This is a genomic window from Pseudomonas sp. BRG-100, assembly GCF_000737955.1.
Taxonomy (GTDB): Bacteria; Pseudomonadota; Gammaproteobacteria; order Pseudomonadales; family Pseudomonadaceae; genus Aquipseudomonas; species Aquipseudomonas synxantha_A.
Window position 1 is genome coordinate 77,187 of record NZ_JPRX01000002.1, and the last position, 17,594, is coordinate 94,780.

Annotated in this window: 13 protein-coding genes; 6 read left to right on the forward strand and 7 right to left on the reverse strand. The window is 44.8% G+C overall.

Features of this window, described 5'->3' with window-relative positions; genetic code table 11:
* Positions 1 to 9: 9 nt before the first annotated feature.
* The 3 genes from JH25_RS00060 (at position 10) to JH25_RS00050 (ending at position 2,331) form a co-directional block, all read left to right on the forward strand.
* Complete coding sequence (locus JH25_RS00060; RefSeq protein WP_032881485.1) at positions 10 to 447, forward strand: hypothetical protein; 438 nt, start codon at positions 10 to 12, stop codon at positions 445 to 447.
* A gap of 108 nt (positions 448 to 555) precedes the next feature.
* On the forward strand, positions 556 to 846 hold the full coding sequence (locus JH25_RS00055; RefSeq protein ID WP_236648102.1) for a plasmid replication protein RepB: 291 nt from the start codon (positions 556 to 558) through the stop codon (positions 844 to 846).
* Positions 847 to 1,038: 192 nt separating this feature from the next.
* Positions 1,039 to 2,331 (forward strand): replication initiation protein, encoded by a 1,293-nt coding sequence (locus JH25_RS00050; RefSeq protein ID WP_032881486.1) that lies wholly within the window; start codon positions 1,039 to 1,041, stop codon positions 2,329 to 2,331.
* 877 nt (positions 2,332 to 3,208) lie between these two features.
* Here JH25_RS00050 and JH25_RS00045 read toward each other — a convergent pair.
* Both JH25_RS00045 and JH25_RS00040 read right to left on the reverse strand, forming a co-directional pair.
* The gene (locus tag JH25_RS00045; protein WP_032881487.1) at positions 3,209 to 3,445 is read right to left on the reverse strand and encodes a hypothetical protein; all 237 of its coding nucleotides are present in this window, start codon (positions 3,443 to 3,445) and stop codon (positions 3,209 to 3,211) included.
* Positions 3,446 to 3,871: 426 nt separating this feature from the next.
* Positions 3,872 to 4,243: a hypothetical protein gene (locus JH25_RS00040; RefSeq protein ID WP_032881488.1), complete on the reverse strand. Its 372-nt coding sequence runs from the start codon at positions 4,241 to 4,243 to the stop codon at positions 3,872 to 3,874.
* Positions 4,244 to 4,572: 329 nt separating this feature from the next.
* Here JH25_RS00040 and JH25_RS28490 point away from each other — a divergent pair, with 329 nt between their 5' ends.
* Together JH25_RS28490 and JH25_RS28495 are read left to right on the forward strand one after the other, a co-directional pair.
* Positions 4,573 to 4,935 carry a DUF2388 domain-containing protein gene (locus JH25_RS28490; RefSeq protein ID WP_177327443.1) on the forward strand — a complete coding sequence of 121 codons (363 nt, stop codon included), beginning with the start codon at positions 4,573 to 4,575 and terminating at the stop codon, positions 4,933 to 4,935.
* 69 nt (positions 4,936 to 5,004) lie between these two features.
* A complete protein-coding gene (locus JH25_RS28495; protein ID WP_081883373.1) occupies positions 5,005 to 5,184 on the forward strand; it encodes a hypothetical protein in 180 nt (59 codons plus the stop codon).
* 273 nt (positions 5,185 to 5,457) lie between these two features.
* On the opposite strand, the gene JH25_RS00035 is transcribed toward JH25_RS28495, so the two are convergent.
* Positions 5,458 to 6,486, reverse strand: coding sequence for an AraC family transcriptional regulator (locus JH25_RS00035; RefSeq protein WP_032881489.1), 1,029 nt, complete (start codon positions 6,484 to 6,486; stop codon positions 5,458 to 5,460).
* Positions 6,487 to 8,074: 1,588 nt separating this feature from the next.
* Here JH25_RS00035 and JH25_RS28500 point away from each other — a divergent pair.
* Entirely contained in the window at positions 8,075 to 8,848 is a 774-nt protein-coding gene (locus tag JH25_RS28500; protein ID WP_081883376.1) for a response regulator transcription factor, read from the forward strand.
* On the opposite strand, the gene JH25_RS00030 is transcribed toward JH25_RS28500, so the two are convergent.
* From JH25_RS00030 to JH25_RS28870, 4 genes are all read right to left on the reverse strand, one after another.
* A complete protein-coding gene (locus JH25_RS00030; protein WP_050549453.1) occupies positions 8,845 to 9,990 on the reverse strand; it encodes an HlyD family efflux transporter periplasmic adaptor subunit in 1,146 nt (381 codons plus the stop codon). The two genes, JH25_RS28500 and JH25_RS00030, sit on opposite strands and share 4 nt — an antisense overlap.
* Positions 9,991 to 10,104: 114 nt before the next feature.
* Positions 10,105 to 12,216: a type I secretion system permease/ATPase gene (locus tag JH25_RS00025; RefSeq protein ID WP_032881494.1), complete on the reverse strand. Its 2,112-nt coding sequence runs from the start codon at positions 12,214 to 12,216 to the stop codon at positions 10,105 to 10,107.
* Positions 12,213 to 13,655, reverse strand: a complete 1,443-nt coding sequence (locus JH25_RS00020) for a TolC family protein (RefSeq protein WP_236648103.1) — start codon at positions 13,653 to 13,655, stop codon at positions 12,213 to 12,215. The genes JH25_RS00025 and JH25_RS00020 overlap by 4 nt, the downstream gene beginning before the upstream one ends.
* 713 nt (positions 13,656 to 14,368) lie before the next feature.
* Positions 14,369 to 17,594, reverse strand: a 3,226-nt coding sequence (locus JH25_RS28870; RefSeq protein ID WP_164699578.1) for an Ig-like domain-containing protein, incomplete at its 5' end; no start/stop codon positions are given.

Below are 17,594 nucleotides of genomic sequence, written 5' to 3' on the forward strand. Positions count from 1 at the left end.
GAGACCCCCATGAAAGCAGCAGATTTGCAGGTCAAGTCAGCCCTGATTAGAGCTGGGTATGAAGGGCGCCCGATGGACTGTCGTGGCGCGCTATACGAGATATTGAAGCAGTTATTACGAGAGGACCCACGGGGTAATGATGACCTGGTGGACGGCCTGCGCTCGATTCTCAGTGAAGCAGCCGAGCGTGAGGGTTTGGCCGAGCTGGAGTCCGCTAGGTTGCATCACCCGTTTGTTAGGGCATGTCCTGAATGTGGTCAGAAGCCCGATGTGGAGCCAGTTCATCGATCCAGTACGGGAGAGGTTGTGGTGATTTGTCCGTCCTGCATGACACTGGAGGACGGAGTGGTGATGCAGGGCGGTAAGACGCTGGTCGATGCCATCGAACGCTGGAACAGCGGGGGTTGGGCGTCCTCTGCAAGTGAGCGCAAGCTGTTTTCGCTGTAGTTTCCGCGACACAAAACCACTGAAATCTGCACCAAAACCCCCGCGGCAACGACCTTTATCACGCAAAAAACTGCATGAATTTGCTTTTTCATGCAAGGACGCTTAGTCTTGACTCGTTATTACCACAACGATTCGAGGGGCGTGATGGCCGTGGATCTTTCAGCGATGCGCAAGTTGTTCAATAAGGGTGGCCTTAAGACCGCCATTGTGGCCCCTGCTGCTATGCAAAGCGGGTGGGAGCTTATTGTTGTTCATACGGACGGGACGCTGGATTACATGACGATTGCCCGGTCAGACCGCCGCAAGATTTATAAGAGTCTTGAATCGGTACATGCCGACGCTGCGAGGGTAGGGTTTGCGGAAGTGACGACTCATGTGGAGGCGATGCAAGTGGCATAGCGGAATAGCAGAAACCAAAAAGCCCGGCTGGTAACCGGGCTTTTTGGAAAAATTTTGAACAGGTATTTCTCTTTCGACGGCGAAAACCTGCTCAACAACAACAAACGGTGAGCCGATTATGGCTGGCACTGCGGCTTCCTGCAAGCTTCAGAAGGCCAACATGATTAGCTTTCCGCCAAATGGCGTAAAAAAATGGAATTAGCATCCCAAAGGGTTGGGCACGGCCAGCCGAATAGGCCAACAGCAGGGACTTATTCACCATCGGGGCGATTCTTTGAAGACGGCACGGCACTAAACCGCGTTGTAAGTGAGGCTCCGTATCTTGCGCGGTGTAGCGATAACAAGACTGCAACTCTTGTACGGCCGCGCGATTACGCGATCCGCTATCCCTACATGCAGATCAACCGCCGTGGCATGGTGTCGTGGCTAATCTTTGACCTCGATCACTCAAATTCGCTGGCTTGGGACGACGAGGGGCTACCACCGCCTAACCTGGTGGTTCGCAATAGGAACAACGGCCACTCCCACCTTTTCTATGCAATTCCCCCGGTCTGCACGACCGAAAACGCCCGAGACAAACCCATTCAGTATATGAAGGCCATCTATACGGCCTTCGCACTGCGCCTTAATGCCGATCCCGACTACAACAGCGGACCTGTCGCCAAGACACCTGGTCATCCCTGGTGGTCTACCTCAGAACTGCACAACAACGTCTACGATTTGGGCGAACTGGCTGACTATGTTGAGCTGCAGGTGTCTCCCTGGAAGACAGGTCCCAAGCTAGAAGACCTCCCGCATTCAAGGCACTGCATTCTGTTCGAGCAATTGCGCTATTACGCGTACAGCATCGTCAACCGGGAGCGCGAACGCGGGACGTTGGCGTCTTTCACGCGACTGCTAGAAGCTTTTGCACATAACCACAACAAGTTCGCTCGAAATGGCTTTAGCCAAGACTTAATGTTGTCTTCAGTGAGGGCAACAGTTAGATCCGTCGCCCGGTGGACGTGGACCCGCTATGTCGGTAGCACCAGGTGCTGTCGCGGTGCTATGGGGCTCGACAAGTCATTGCCGTTGCAAGAACGCCAGAGCCAGGCGGCCAAGCGGACCCATGAACTGCGGCACAAAGCTACTGAATCAAAGATTCGCGCTGCATGCCGAGGGCTCCAGGAGCGCGGTGAAAAGCTGACGCAAGTCACGATAGCCACTCTTGCAGGCGTTTCACGCCAGACGGTGGCCAACTACGGACACATCCTCCAAGAAGTCTCCCGGCCACAGATCATTGCTGTGCTTGGGGCTACTCCCCCCTTAAGTATCCAACCGGAAGCATACGCCGGCGCTGCTGATCGAGAATTCGAACGCACCCGTTCCTCGGGCGCTGCCGGCACACGTTCGAGTGTTAAGAATGGTGTACATCAGATAACAGCCCGGCCAGGGGCCGCTCTTGCTCCTGTTGTTTCAGGTTCTGAAAGTGAGGATTCCTCATAGTCCTTGCGATGGGGAGTGGTGTAAGTGAGTACTTCTTTATGTAAGCGGGTAAGGTTGGAGGGTTGCTGTTGTTACTGGTTTCGATCAGTGGTTGATGCCTGTCGGGATTTGGAGAGGGTTTGTCAGTTCAATTAGCGCGTTTCCTTGTGAAAAGCACTGTAGGTAGGTGCCTCGGTCTTTCCAGATTTCAATGTGAGGCGCGTAGTTTTATTTGGGCTGTTCGTGATTCGTTGTTCGTGGAGTTGGTCGAGGCTGGAGTGGCTTGTCGTCCTGGATGGCACCAGTCAGCAAGCCCATGGGTGCAGTAGCCGATTTTCAGTAAACACATGCGGTTTCAGCTGATACACGATCCTTTTGACGAATATTTGGGAGATCCAGGTAGGAAAAATTGGACACTGCTGCTGTGTAATGACATTTTTCGACTGATTTATGCATTGGTGCATATCTTTATGCTTTACGAAAAAAACTGTTGAATTTGCACTCGAAGGATTCCCCTCAGTGTGTGGAAAAACGAACCATTCGTTAAAATTTTCACTACATAAAGGAGTTTAGATATGGAAATTGGACCACCCTTTATTGATGCTCAACTCACAACGTTTTCAGCTACCTTTGGTTGTACCCGCCTAGACATCAGTTCTGCTGGGAGCAGGGTACCTACCATGGCGTTCGGGGAGCCGGGGGTGAGAACTTAGAGTGACACCAGCGCGTTTTAAAAAGTCCGGCTAGAGGGGAGGAGAGCGTTGGTTGTAAAAGTTTCGACTTGATCTGTTACCTATTTAGAACGGCAAAAATTTCGCACTCCGCCCTGAAACTCGCGTCCACTTACGAGCATGAAGTCCTGGTCTTTTAGCTCACTGTGACCACTGATTGACAATTGTCATTTCACGTTCTCGCGGTAAACCTGATTGTGCCCCACCTCGTCCTTATCGATGGTGATGCCATGCACAGCAATGGGGGCTAGCTCGATTTTTTCGCTTTTAGCGGCTTGCTTCGCAGACTTCTGACTTTCCACCTCTGCGCGTTCCGACTCAGATGCGCCGGCCTTTAGCGTGACAGGGCTCAGCAGATAGAGCCCAGACATGAGCCATGCCAATTTCTTTGGTGTAAACAGCATTAGCATTTCCTCCCCAAGAACAAACTCCCATGAAAAATCGCTAAAGACGGCGCGCAAATGAGAATGATTATTCTTGCGAGTTCAAAGAGAAACAGCCGATGACAATTGTCAACGAGGAGGAAAGATGGGTATCGAAGAAGATTCGTTTGAGAGTGTCTAGCGATGAACCAGCCGGCTAAGCAAGCATGGGCTGGAGATGTCTACAATGAGTGGGAAATTGCAGTTCAGGCGGCGATATTGATTATCTGCTGAAGTTTTTGATTGCGTTTTTCGGCGCTTAATATGCCGGTTAACGTTAGCAACGTATTGATTTTTGGTAGCTTAATTGCTCACGGCTAACTAATACATTGGCGACTAAGAAATCACAGGCATCATAGTTTTCCTTTAGGAAAGTTCAATGATGCCTGATGATTAATGGCATTAGCTTTATTTTTTTCGCTCTACATAAGGAATTTCATTGTTGATGACACCTTTAGACTCGGCATCGGCGCAGGTGGTGAAAGAATAAGCTACAACTTGATCTTTTTTATTAAACGCAATGTAATACGGCGAGGTTTTATCACCATTATTCAAATTAAAATCGTAGCACATGCCTTGAATTTTTTGTGTAGGCTGGGTTTTTATAGGCTTTGCTCCCACGGCCATAATTGAAGCCTTCGTTGCTCCGGGATTCTCAGATGCAACAACGAGTGGATCCGAACCGAAACCCCTAATAGTTTCAATCGCATCTAAGATGGAACAACCACTCAACAACATAGCCGCAAAAACAGATGCTGCAAGATTTAGCCTTTGTTTCATTTTTTACTCTCCAGGGCGTTAAGAAATCAGGAGTGAAATTTTATATAATAAGGTATTGCGAATCGATTGAAAACGGTGTTATAGTATAACAATTATGAGGGAGGTTGCAACTTTTTTTGATTCTGCAAGTGCACAAGGTTGTGAAGTGTTAAGCTATGTAAAATTGTATGAGCTTCTCATTTGGCTATCAGTGTGTGGAAGGTTTAGTCGGAGGGACATGAAATAGATTTATAAATCCTATTTTTAATTCAAACTCATATCGACTGCGTTTGAGTGCCTATTTTTTAAATATGAAAATAGAACAGTGTGTTAATAAATGATGCTTTCATATGGATGAAAAAGGTTTTAACTTTATCATTGATGATGTTTTGGTACGGATCATGTTAAAAAAATTTATGCTCTCCCTTTGTTTGGTCACTATACCAACCTCCGTAATAGCAATGAATGATTTTTGGATTGAAACTATATCCTCAGGAACTACCTTCTCTACAACTTATTTAACATCAAAAGATAGAAAAATATTAACGGCTACTGAAACTGACGCAAGTTGCTTTGTTGCTAGTGACGGCGTTATTCGTGGGCCATATATCGAAGCCGCAATAAAAAATTTTCGTTTAGCTAATCCAGGTGTTAGTGTAGAAGACTTGGATCTGGCGCAGTCTATATTGGTTAATATCTACAGCAGAAATTGAAAACCCATAGAGATTGATTGAAGAATTGAGTTCTTGATGAGCGGTATATAGTAATAGACGAGGGATGTTATGAAAAAGTATTTGCTTCTTGCTATGATTTTTAGTGGTGCTGCTGTCGTTAGTGGGTGCACTCCTACTAGTTGGATCAATGCGGCCGGCGAAGCGATGAAAGCAAAAGATAGCTACGACAAAAAAGTCATGAGTGACCGTTTAAAAAGAGCAAATGATGCTGTTATGCGAAAAAAATAGTATAGATTCTGCTATGTATTCTATCTGACTAAAAAAATGAGTGGTATTCTGAATACAAAGCACTGATATGTCGCCAAGTCCTTAGTCTTGAATAATATGATTAGTGTTGCCGGCTTGGCGGCATAAGGCAATACCGCACGTTGCGGCCATGATCAATTATTATAAAAAAACTCGGGGTAGGGCTTCTACTATCAAAAAAATCTATTGTCTTTTATACCTGGATGGTTGAAATTTACTAGTAAGTAAATTCTACTATTTGTTAACAGCGCGTTATCAAGATAAGTCTTGAGTAGATTTCGTAACGGTCATTAAATTTTTTCTATAACTCAGAGGAGTAACTTTGTACCAGCGCTTAAATGCGCGAGTAAATGCACTCTGCTCCGAGTAACCAAGTAATTGAGCTATTTCTGAAAGCAGCAGTGTAGAATCCTCTAAGTAACCCAGTGCCAGATTCAATCGTATTTGAAGAAGTATTGAGTTAAACGTTAATCCTCTCACTTTCAAGCGCCTAGAAATTGATCGCGAAGACATGTCCATTCGCTTGCAGACTGCTTCAAAGCTAGTTTCCCCTTCCTGTAACGCATGTATGATCTCTTTTTTGAGTAATGGCAGCAGCTCATCGAGCTGCGGCAGCATCTTGGCATGACTCTCAGCTTGTTGTTCCATCAATCTAAGCAGATAGGTGTCCGCGGTATTGATAGGTAACTCCAAAAGTTGCGTAGGAATAACAATAGCCATCGATGGTTGATCAAATTTTACAGGGCAATTGAGCAGTTTCTCGCAGATCTTACCGTATCTGGAGCTTCTTGGGTGTGTGAACCGCACTGAAGAAAACTGTATGTCAGGCAGCCCCGTCATTATCCGTGTCAGAGTCAGAATGCTGGCCACCATTATTTCGTCTGACAGTTGAGTAGAAGGGCTATATTCTGGGTCCCAATAGCAGCATAGACCCTCGGACTGTTGTGATACAAACATCGGAGCCTGGTTGTGCAGCAACATCTGATAGCGCTGGAAAGACATTAAGGCTTGCACAACTGTGGAGCAGGATATCGCTAGGTACCCAAGTACACCGACATGGTGTGGTCGAATCTTGAAACCAATGTGGAGACCTAGAGCGGGTCGGTGGTAAATTTTATGGATGCTGTCTAGGAAGCTCCACCAGCGTTTTATTGGGATACGCTCATGAGCCTGAGATTCGTGCAAATCCTGGCGTAGGCGAGGAGCATCCAGTGACAAATCGTCAAGAAAATCCAAAAGCAGCCCGGTAAGAGACCCTGATACGTACACGTCTGTGCCATTCATGCAAACACCTCTTACGCCGCCATTGGCGGAATATGTCAAAAATACCGATAAGAGGTCAATACATATAGGGGCTTGGTAAAGATAATAGATACGACTCAGGCGACCGCCTGGTGAGTATTTCGCTAATTTTTAAGCTTTGCTATGACTGATTTGATGATTAAATATAACCATGATTTTATGCCATTCGAGCGTATCAATTATTTAAATATCTTTAATATGATAATTCATTGAATGGACTGTTAAAAGGTAAATGGTGTATTGGTTGGGCTGGTTTGTCATGTTTAGGGTGGTTTATTCTGATGTCTGTATATATTACTAAACTATATACTAATGTAGTCTTAAGGAATGAGTTTAATATTATCGTTATGGATGCGAAAATTATTGAAAGTATGCAGGATCTAAGGGATTATGCTCTTAAGATAAATAGAGGTCATGCACATTTTTTGCGTACATCAAATACACACCTGGCTATATTTAAAAAGCCTCAAGGTTATTCAGTTGCCGAAAACATGCTAAATGGGTTTCAAATATTAAAAATATTAACTTGCTCCGAAAGTTACCTTAGGTACCAGTTGGATTGCTACAGATTACTACAGCAAGAAATTCGAGTCAAAGTTTAAACATATGTTATTGAGCTTTCTAAAGTATTGGTCAGGTGCTCTAAAGGCGACTTGATATCCGTCATATTTGAAACTCACATTCCGCATCAACTTATTATGGTGTGATATCTTAGGGGGGGGCGGTTGCTACTGCTCACTGAATGTGCGCATTCCTACTGAATATCAAAGCATAAATTCTTTGTGTGTATGTGAGCTGATGATAGTTTACTTAGGGTGTTACAGTGTTATCTACCCCTGCGTTGATTTAGGGCCGGTCTTATAAATTTATCATCCAAATAATCACTAAACGTAAAAGCGCAAAATGGCTTTTCAAGAAACAAGATAATTTGTTTGTTCGCTTTCGGGATTTTTTGCGCGTAGTCCAATAATGCATTATATCGTTTAATGTTTCCAATGATGAAGAAAAGGCAATCGCTCTGCTCGGAAATAGAGCATTTAAGTATATTTGTAATGTCAGTAAATGACATCTCACCACTACAGAGAATTACGTCAAATTTAATCTTGGCAGAGGTGGTTAGTTCGATGCTTTCGGCACAGTCGAATGCGGGAAGACTAAGAAATTGGCCTATATTACTCAATTTCATCTGGGTCTCGATCATCTGGAATGGATGATTTTCGATTACCAATATCTTTTTTTTTGAGTTACACGGCATGGACCCTCCCGGATTTGTCTATGTTCTAACTGACTGCGTGAGTAACTAGCATAAGCTCATTCTTTCAGGATCGCTTTTCTCCCTTACAAGGTCAAAAGGTGTGGGCGGCGAGCGTGATAAATTTGACAATTGTTCAGAATATTGGGTGAGTTTTTTATAAGCTTTTGTTTCACGGTCCCTATAATGATACTAAGAAACTAGGCGCAAGTCAGTAAGCGTTAGATGATTTACAAGCGCAAGACTTGCTCATTCAGACTTTGGGTTAATGAAAGATTTTGTCTGAAATATATCAACGTAAATAAAAGGTTATTAATGGTGAAGATTGCGATATTCAATGAAGACGTTGATGAACTGCAAGAACTAAGTGATATTCTTAAAATTTTGCTCCCTCACAAAGACTCTAATCGTTTCTGCAAGACGTTCTCAAGCAATAATATATTTATGAAGCAACTTCGCCGGGATACGTTCGATTTGGTTATGCTGGATTGGCAAAATTCAGGGATCAAGGGGCTGCAACTACTCCTTTGGATTCAAGAGCATATTATGCCAGCTCCACCAGTTATCGTTCTTACAGGATGTAAATGCGGACATGATGTGGTTGCTGCATTGAATGCTGGAGCTATCGATTGTATGGAGAAGCCTTTTCGAAAAGCCGAATTGCTTGCCAGATGCCACAATGCAATGCGCAACTCTAAAAGACAACATTTGTCTACAACAAGCCAGCTTGTTTTTGCAAATATCATACTTCATCCTAGCGCTCTAATAGGCTCTGTAAGTGGTCGTGCAGTATCTTTGACTAATCGGGAACTCAATCTTGCATTAATTTTACTTAGTAACCAGGGGAGGCCATTATCTCGCCAGTATTTGTATGACCACTTGTGGAGCCGCGATGAAAAATTTACCTCGCGAACACTCGATACCCATATCTATAGAATTCGGAGTAAGCTGCAACTCATTACAGAATTTGGCTGGAAATTAAACACAATTTACGGATACGGATATTGCCTAGAGCACACAGGCACTCCTTGCGATATTCATCCACCTAAGATGTTAACTGATGATTCCGAATTGAATTCGATTCAGAGTTAACGTTCACGCAGTGCTTCGCGCGCCTTATTGAATGGTTTGACCAGGTAAGAAAAAACGGTCTTCTGCCCTGTGTGGATGTCCACAGTTGCGATCATCCCTGGCACTATTGGTAGAGGCTCGCCACTCTTGCTCATCAGCGAGTCAGAGTTGGTTTGAATATAAACCCTATAGTAATAGACGTTACGGTTGACTTCGTCTTGAATAGTGTCAGGTGATATCATTAACACTTTTCCTGGCAGAGCGCCGTAAATTGAGTAGTCGTATGACGATATCTTTACGCTAGCGGGCTGACCTGGGTGAATATAAGCAATATCGCGCGGAGAGATGCGGACCTCCACTTGAAGACGCTCACCCATTGGGACAATCCGCATTATTTGGCCATTAGGAGGGATTACACCACCAACCGTGGTTACTGCGATATCTTTGATAATCCCCCGTACTGGTGATAGAAAAGTAAGGCGTGTCAATGAGTCATTTCTGCCACGCGTAATTGACGTCTGCGCTTCGATTTCCCCGTTAGCTTTCGCAAGCTCTTCTCTAGCTTTAACCATATATTGTGATTTGGCCTCAGTAAATCTATTCTGTAGGTCATTCAACTGGCGCTTCAGGCGCAATACTTCCACTCCACTTGCCGCACCTCGGTTTACTAAAGGCTCAGTCATTCGCAGCTCTTTACGCACCAGGTCCATTGCCTTATCCAATCCCGCCAGGGTGGACTCTAATCCCGATCGCCGAGAGTTGTACAAAGCTGTTTCAGCCGTCACTAGTCCCTTATCCAACTCAACCTCTGATGGGAACTTCAGTGGCGTAGAGTTTACCTCAGCTCGCAGTCTAGCCGCTGTGGCTAGCGCAGCACGCATTCTCGACGCACTTTCATCTACTGCTGATTCAACTCGTGTTCGGTCAAGCTGGGCTAGTACCTGCCCCTTCTGCACGATATCGCCTTCTTGCACAGCTAGTTTATACAGAACACCACCCTCCAAAGACTGAATCATTTGCTCCTTGGATGACGCTACAACTTTACCGGTGCCAGTTGATACTTCGCTGAGTTCAAAATAATATGACCAAGCAATGAATAACGATACGGCTAACGAGATAATCCAGATAATTCTTGAGGATCTGGGCAAAGAGTTCTCTATCATCCCGCGGCCATCAATTCGCGAGCGTGCAATTGTTCTCACATGATTATCAGTTTTGGACGTTGCCATGAAGTCTGTCTGTCTCGAAATTATGAAGTGAGATTTTGATTAAAGAGGTTACTGCGACATTATGTGCCCGAGGATTTTATCCTTACTGCCGTCCATAACGATATTTCCATCGGCGATAATAATAATGCGATCTACCCACTTGAGAACGGACATACGGTGTGTCGCTACTACCAACGTCCGTCCTGACATCCAGTTGCTAAGCCTCTCAATGACCTGAGACTCTGTGTCCTCATCCAATGCTGCGGTGGGCTCGTCTAACAATAAAATCTGTGGCTGACGAATTATAGTGCGAGCTAACAATAAGGCTTGTCGCTGGCCACCGGAGAGCCCTATCCCGCCCTCAGAAATCTGATAATCAAGGCCCTGGGGCATCGACTGTACCATTGGTAGTGCACCACAAATATTCAGGGCATTAAGGATCTCCTCATCGGTAGCCAATGGGCGCCCCATTGTTAGATTCTCCCGTAATGTGCCAAAAAACAATCGAGAGTTCTGAGTTAGTAGTCCGACATCGCGGCGTATATTAGAAGGATCGACCAATGAAACTTCAAGGCCGTCAATGCGTATACTCCCTTTTTGTGGAAGGTGCATTCCTGCGAGCATCTGTAAAAATGTTGATTTTCCTGCGCCGATTCGCCCCAACAATGCTACCCTTTGGCCTGCTTTAATTTTCAAGTTCTGGATATTTAGAGTCGGGTAACGGTCATCTTGACTGTACTGAAATTGTACACCTGTTAATTCGTAGTTGCCTTGCAGGACAGACCGTTGCAATAGCCTTGAGTTTTTTGGTTGATCGACAGGACGTTGCATTAACTCGTCAATTCCTTTGCGAGCAACTTTCGCTTGCTGCCAACGTGCAAAAATACCTGTTAGTTGTCCAAGCGGAGCCATCATACGTGAGGCAAGTATAGACGACCCTACTAAAGCACCGGTGGTCATGTCACCACTCATCACTAGGTAACTGCCCACCATCAGTACGGTAGCATAGGCTAGGCTTTGTAATTCTTGAGTCCAAGTTAATAACCAGTTTGTGATGGTTCGTTGTTTCATGCTGATATCGGCAGACACAGCATGTAGGTGGTTCCACTGGTTTTGAAAATGAGCTTCAGCACGCAGCATCTTAATATCTTCAATGCCTTCTACAGCCTCCACCAGGAGAGCATTTCTGATTGCGGCTTCGCGCATGCCATCAGTTGAGAGCTTAGCTAAAGGACGCTGCACCAGTATTCCCGGCAAGATAAGCAACGGCAGGGCAGCCAAAGCAACATATACCAAAGGTCCGCCGGTAAAATAAAGAATTATTAAAAAAAGCAATACAAACGGCAAATCGGTGACAGCACCTACAGTTGTTGATGTGATCAACTCACGGATCTGCTCTAGTTCACGAATCTGAGCAATAAAGCTACCAGTAGATTTCGAGCGAGCATCATTACGAATGCGTAGCGCATGCCCGAAAACCATATCTGTTATTTTTAGGTCTGCACGTTTTCCTATCAGATCTGACATGCGCGCGCGCGCAATACGCAGTAAAAACTCGAAGCAAATGGCTAGTCCTACCCCTCCAAATAAAACCCACAATGTCGACTCTGATCGTGCGGGCACCACCCGGTCATACACTTGCATCGAAAAAATCACTCCGGCTAACGCCAACATATTGGCTACTAACGCAGCCAAAGTTATATCGCCGTAGCGCCGCCAGTCGCGTAAAGCGATTAGCCAGAACCAGTTACTTTGATAAGGTTTTATGTAGTCATCCACCCTAGCGTCAGGAACCGAAGATTCAGGTCGCAATAGCGCTATACGCGCCGCTCTTTCGTAAAATTGCTCTGCGGTTAGTACCATCGACAATCCCTGGTCGCCGCTCATGAATAGGCTGATCTTATCTTTCCCGTCAGTTTTTTCTATCATGCCCACCTGGCCGTCGTGCAGTTCGACGATAAGGGGTTGACGCCAAGGGTCCAAAGCCCCGTCCGAGACTGGCTCAAAACGTAGCGTCAACCCCATTTGCGCTGCAATACGCTCTAGTACTGTGTCAAAAGGTACTTCTTTCTCCCACATCAGACTGACCCGAATGCCTTCTTCCGAAGCCTTCATACGGTAGTGTTTGGCTACGTTGAGCATGGCTTCAAGCCAGGATTCATACTGAAAAGGAATACTCATTGTAAAATCTCGATACCATGGATAGATGAGCCATTGAGTTTGTATGCGTCGCGATTTTTTCCAGCTGCTGCGATATAACTTACTAGGCCCGACCATAGGTCATGACGTGCACTTTCTTGATCCGCTGCAGCTTGATGTACTTCCTGTTCAGCGTTGAGCAAGTCAAGGACGGAACGAGTTCCTACAGAGTATTGCTCTTTGTAGAGCGCAAGTGTCTCTTGCATGGTTGCCATGCGCAGTCTCAAAATAGATAGGCGCTTGCGCGCTCCTAGGACTTGTTCACGTGCGTTCAGCATCTGGTTTTCTGCCGCCAGTCTGGCTTGGTTGACGGTGGACTCTGCAGCGAGAATGGCGGAATTTGCTGAATGTATCTGCGCGGAAATGCCCCCCCCTTGGTATAACAAAACCGAACTGCTTAAAGACAAAGTATTATAGCTTCCACGCCGCTCCCCGTTACTGGGGTTTGCGCCGCTAAGCGCCTGGTTCAATGATCCTTCCAGAGCAAATGTGGGGTAACGTTGTGCTTTGGCGTTTTCCAACGAACCCAGCGCAACCTGCCGATCCGATTCGGCAATTAGAACATCGGGAAGCAGGCCGTAGTTAATAGGAGTATTAAAGCTGACTAGGTCTTCAAGGCTCGAAGGTACGTCGGCGACTTTTTCGGGCAATGACGCCCCAGTCAATAACTGGAGGCGATCACGCCATTGAGCAAGTAGTGATTCAGTTTGATATAAACTCGCCTGAGCACTTTCCACCCTGGTTCTAGCCTGCACAGGGTCTGATTGAGAGCTAAGACCCGAGTTCGCGCGCAATTTTGCAGTTTCCAGTACACTTTTTACTGCCTCTACCTGTTCAGCCGCAATTTGCCGCAGTATCTGGTAGCGATGCACTGCAATAAAGGCTTCAGCGGTTTGTTGGGAAATCAGATCTACCTGCTTGAGAAACAACGCCCGTTGCTTTTGCAGGCCACCCTTGGCTTGAGTAACCTTGCCGCCAACTTTGCCAAAGTCATACAGCATTTGGGACACTGAAAGTGTAGCGACATTTGAATGACCGAACGAACTCAAGTGACCTGAGTTGATACCTGCGGATACTTGCGGGTAATAACCCGCTTCTGCGACCCCAATTTGACCCTCTTGCTGAGCTATAGTCTGCGCGGCGGTTAGTACGGTTGGGTGGTGATTAACCGCTTTCAATACCAACCCGAATAGATCCGGGCATTTGATAGCGGACAATATTTTGTCGTTACCTATATAGCGTTGGTCTCCCGAAGCCATTTCTTCAGCCAATTGCTTAGCTCCTATCCCCGCCGGCCCTTCAATAGAACTTCCGTCAAGCCAAGGTAATTCTACAGCCGCAAAAACGGGAGACAGTTGAAGTAGAAAAAGTCCAGCAAAAGTGCCGTTATAAATAAATCGCATGCCTAATAACAGCCTCATGTGAACGCCAAAGGTAAAAATTAAATTTCGTTAAGGTTACGCAAGTTAATTAAAGTTTCCGACCGCTTAGCAGAAATTGATAAGTCTAAGTGCTTATGTCGGCGAGCATTAACGTGCTATGGAAAGATAATAAAGCCTCCAGGGCAATGTCTGTCGGTGTAGATTGATGTGACGAAATAGCTTCATAGCATTGAGGGAATTTTAACATCAAATATTTTCTGTTCGCTTCAAGAGTTGTCAATTGTTCAGAATTTTTAGCTGTCGACTAATGCGGAAATTGTCGATCTGGGCATGCTGATTGAAAGCGTAAAAACGCTTTTTGGCTATTTGACTAGATAGTTAAACTATATAAAGGCTTACCTTGAAATATTTGAAGATGTTTGAAAGTCAATGTTAGTAAATTAGATTGGGGATTAAATTGATGTAGATCTTTCTCTGTCGGAGGCGTGCGTTTGACTATTACTTTCGCTCAGTTTTAGGCGAGCATTAGAATGCGATGTCTGGAATAAGACGTTAATGATGGGTAATTGCCATATTTGCACAGGCTGAATCTCTTGTATTTGACCTGGGGGTTGGATATTTACGCATAAATAGAGTGAGGAAAGTATGAAAACTCGATCAGAGATTTAAAGATGATCAAAAAAAGCGGCCCAAAAATATACTGTTTTTAGGCCGCTATTTTTTTATTCGCAAATGGCTGTCTGTGTTTTACTTCAACCGTTTAGATTTTGAAAAGTTACGTTAATTAGCTGGTCTACTATCAATTGCCCTTGATGGTTGCCTAGAGTATTATAAATATCATAGTTATGCCCATTGTGTGAGACCTGCATGCTTGGTTTGTTTATCCATTTATCAGCATCAGTAATAACCAGCTCATCACCTTTTTCACCGTCGATCAGTAATTGATGTCTAGAGATGATATTGTCTAGGGACTTATCGAAATTCTTAGAGTTATACGTGTTCGTTGTGCTACTCATATCCATAACGTCTAGCAGAGAAAGGGTTAGTTTGGTCGGAGCGCCATTCTTGAGGTCGATCGCTTCGATGTTCGATATCCTAGACATACCGATACCCGTGCTAGTGAATCCGATGCCAGAATTACTAATTGATGTTAAATCTACATTAACCACATCTTTATCAAAAGCTAACGTATCGATTCCATTCCCCCCATCTATTCTGGAGATCCTACCATTAAAACCAAGTGAACTATCATAACCTTCGGCAAGGCTAATAATATTTCCGGTATTTATTACAATCCGATCATCGCCAGAACCTGCATATATTATATCCTTGCCACCATTTCCGATGAGGGTATCTGAATGTGATGTTCCCACAATAAAATTACTTCTATCATTTCCGGTTGCTGTTCCGCCAGCATCTACGACAACAGTCGGCTCTGCCCCTAACGAGGCGCCCCCGGAAAGCAGTTTACCAATCAAAGAGTATGAGCTAATAAATACGTCCGCTAGCCCATCACCATTGTAATCACTCATTCCATTTATACTTGAGCCATCCGCTTGATCTTCTAATATCACAATACCTTGACTCGCGAGCATAACCTTGCTTCCCGTAATACCGTTTGATGGGTCCTCTGCGGGAATATTGATGCTATTGCTATCAGTCTTACCAAATATGATATAGCTGTTGTTGTTTGTGTATGTTGTCTCTTTAACTGGTGACGTGCTCTTGTTATCTAGTTTTGATGGATTTCCATAGGTCGAAAAAGCGATATCTGATAAGCCATCTCCGTTAACGTCACCAAGACCGGCTACCGCGCTCAATGACGTAAGCTGATTCGCTGCTAGATGCGTATTTATAAGGAAGCCTGATCCTGAAAGCATATTTGATTCGGTTAGCTCTATTGGTCCTTTTGAGGTGCCGCCAAAAATCACATATGGACGCATCCCGTCGTTAACTACAACATCTGCATATCCGTCTCCGTTTACGTCTCCTGCGGCGCTTACAGCTTGGACTAAGTTGGTAGCCCTAGAGTTATTATCGGTAATCCATTTCCTGTCAGGAGACACCGAAACGCCGTTTGGGTTGCCAAAGTAGATTCCTGCAGCCGTCACCATATCGCCGATACCATCACCATTGAAGTCCCCGATAGCATCTACTATTTGACTGCCACTATAATTTGCAGCGTGGTCAGTTCCAGATTTATTATCTGTGTAGGTCGTAATGCCAAAGTTTAGCTCAGGCGAAACTGGCATTTTTTTTGCATCTTGGTTTCCATAGTGAATTACGGATTTTTGTGTGCTGCCATTTCCGCCGTATCCTACTTTTACGAAGTCTGAAAGTCCGTCACCATTTAGATCTCCTGCAGCACCAATTGAATATCCACTAGGGATTTTAATTGCAGGAGATAAAGTTGCGGTCGTACCGCCAAGATATATGTCTAAGTTTCCATAAGTGGTGCCAGTTGTGTTTCCAAACATAATACCTAAATCTTTTAAGCCATCTCCATTTATGTCGCCTAGCCCTGCTTGGTGATAAGCGTATGAGTTGGTAGCCCCTCCTAGGTAAACAGGTTTGGTTAGGTCTGGACCAAGAAGAATGTCTATATAACTTAAGCTATAGGGAGATGCTAAAAGGTCATCATACCCATCCCCATTTATATCGCCCGACCTGGAAGTGGACCATACGTTTTTCTCACCAATGTTTTTGGGCTCTTCAACTGGCCCGTTGACGAATATAGAAGTGGTATCGCTTATTTTGCTTATATTTCCTGCGCTGTCAGTTGAATCAATAGTAAATTCGTGCTGTCTGTTAACAAGGAAGTTTGTGTTGTACTCCCATCTTCCAGAGTCATTAGTCTTTGCGGTACCTATTTTTGTAGTTGCTTTGTCCACGATGTCATAAATTGATATCGTTGAGTTTTTCTCAGCGATACCATGTAGTGTCAAGGTGTTATCTGTCGTGTTATATATGTGGGTTCCTTCATTGATAACGTTATTTTTCGATGAGGTTTGTTGTGTTTCCGTATAAGAGGTGATTTGAGGCTTTGTCGGCGAAAGCGTATCTAGAGTTATGGTTTTTTCTGAGGAGGAAATAAGTTGGTTGCTTTCGTCGCTTATTTTAGCGATGTATTTATATTCGTCATCTGGGCCGGCGATTTCGAGTTTGACTTCCCACTTTCCACTTTTCGATTTTGTTGTTGTTAAGTAGTGCTCCTCTCCTTTAGAGTCTACGGAGAATAGGAAAATGTAATTTTCAGTTGTAGCATTTTCTAATCTGCCGCGAATTATTGGGTTTCTATCATTGGTCGGGATATCTACTGTGAATTCACCTGTTTGGTTTTCTACGGAGTCGATATAGGTTTCTATATTTATTTTGTTGTTTTGTTCTTTGGAGGTAAAGTTTGTTTCGACAACTTCACTAGTATTACCTGAAATGTCGCGCGCCGTTGTGATTATTTTTCCGTTAGGTTGCGGCGTTGTGCTTGTTGATGAGAACTCGCCAGCACTATTAGCGGTCACTGTAACTTGAGTTTTGTCGGGCATTGTTATTGTAATGGTTGAAGTGGGCTCTGCTTTTCCAGATATAACTAATAATCCTTCAGTATTTGTTTTTAGATAGATGGTTGGTGGTGCTGGTGGAGTGTGGTCATCGGTATTCACGCCGTTGTAGTTTGCGGTGCTTTCTTTACTTTTATTACCTGCGATATCAGTCGATACAGCGGAAATAGTTCCTTCCGGTATTTGTTGTTTACTAATTCCTGAATAATGACCGTTTTTATCAGCCATAATCCGAATGTCGGTTTGATCTGTGAGATTGATAATTACAAAGCTATTTGGTTCTGCATCGCCACTTATCTGGGCATATCCATCGACTGTTGTTTTTACATTAATTGTAGGTGCCATCGGTGGCGTGGTATCTCCGGCAAACGGAGTCACCGTGGCTGCACTGGTGTTGCCGGTGGCGTCCTTGGCGACTACC

Bases quoted from the DNA above. Each gene is read 5' to 3' on its own strand.
- JH25_RS00060 (WP_032881485.1), top strand. From the start codon at position 10: ATGAAAGCAGCAGATTTGCAGGTCAAGTCAGCCCTGATTAGAGCTGGG.
- JH25_RS00050 (WP_032881486.1), top strand. From the start codon at position 1,039: ATGGAATTAGCATCCCAAAGGGTTGGGCACGGCCAGCCGAATAGGCCA.
- JH25_RS00045 (WP_032881487.1), bottom strand. From the start codon at position 3,445: ATGCTGTTTACACCAAAGAAATTGGCATGGCTCATGTCTGGGCTCTAT.
- JH25_RS00040 (WP_032881488.1), bottom strand. From the start codon at position 4,243: ATGAAACAAAGGCTAAATCTTGCAGCATCTGTTTTTGCGGCTATGTTG.
- JH25_RS28490 (WP_177327443.1), top strand. From the start codon at position 4,573: ATGGATGAAAAAGGTTTTAACTTTATCATTGATGATGTTTTGGTACGG.
- JH25_RS28495 (WP_081883373.1), top strand. From the start codon at position 5,005: ATGAAAAAGTATTTGCTTCTTGCTATGATTTTTAGTGGTGCTGCTGTC.
- JH25_RS00035 (WP_032881489.1), bottom strand. From the start codon at position 6,486: ATGAATGGCACAGACGTGTACGTATCAGGGTCTCTTACCGGGCTGCTT.
- JH25_RS00030 (WP_050549453.1), bottom strand. From the start codon at position 9,990: ATGATAGAGAACTCTTTGCCCAGATCCTCAAGAATTATCTGGATTATC.
- JH25_RS00025 (WP_032881494.1), bottom strand. From the start codon at position 12,216: ATGAGTATTCCTTTTCAGTATGAATCCTGGCTTGAAGCCATGCTCAAC.
- JH25_RS00020 (WP_236648103.1), bottom strand. From the start codon at position 13,655: ATGAGGCTGTTATTAGGCATGCGATTTATTTATAACGGCACTTTTGCT.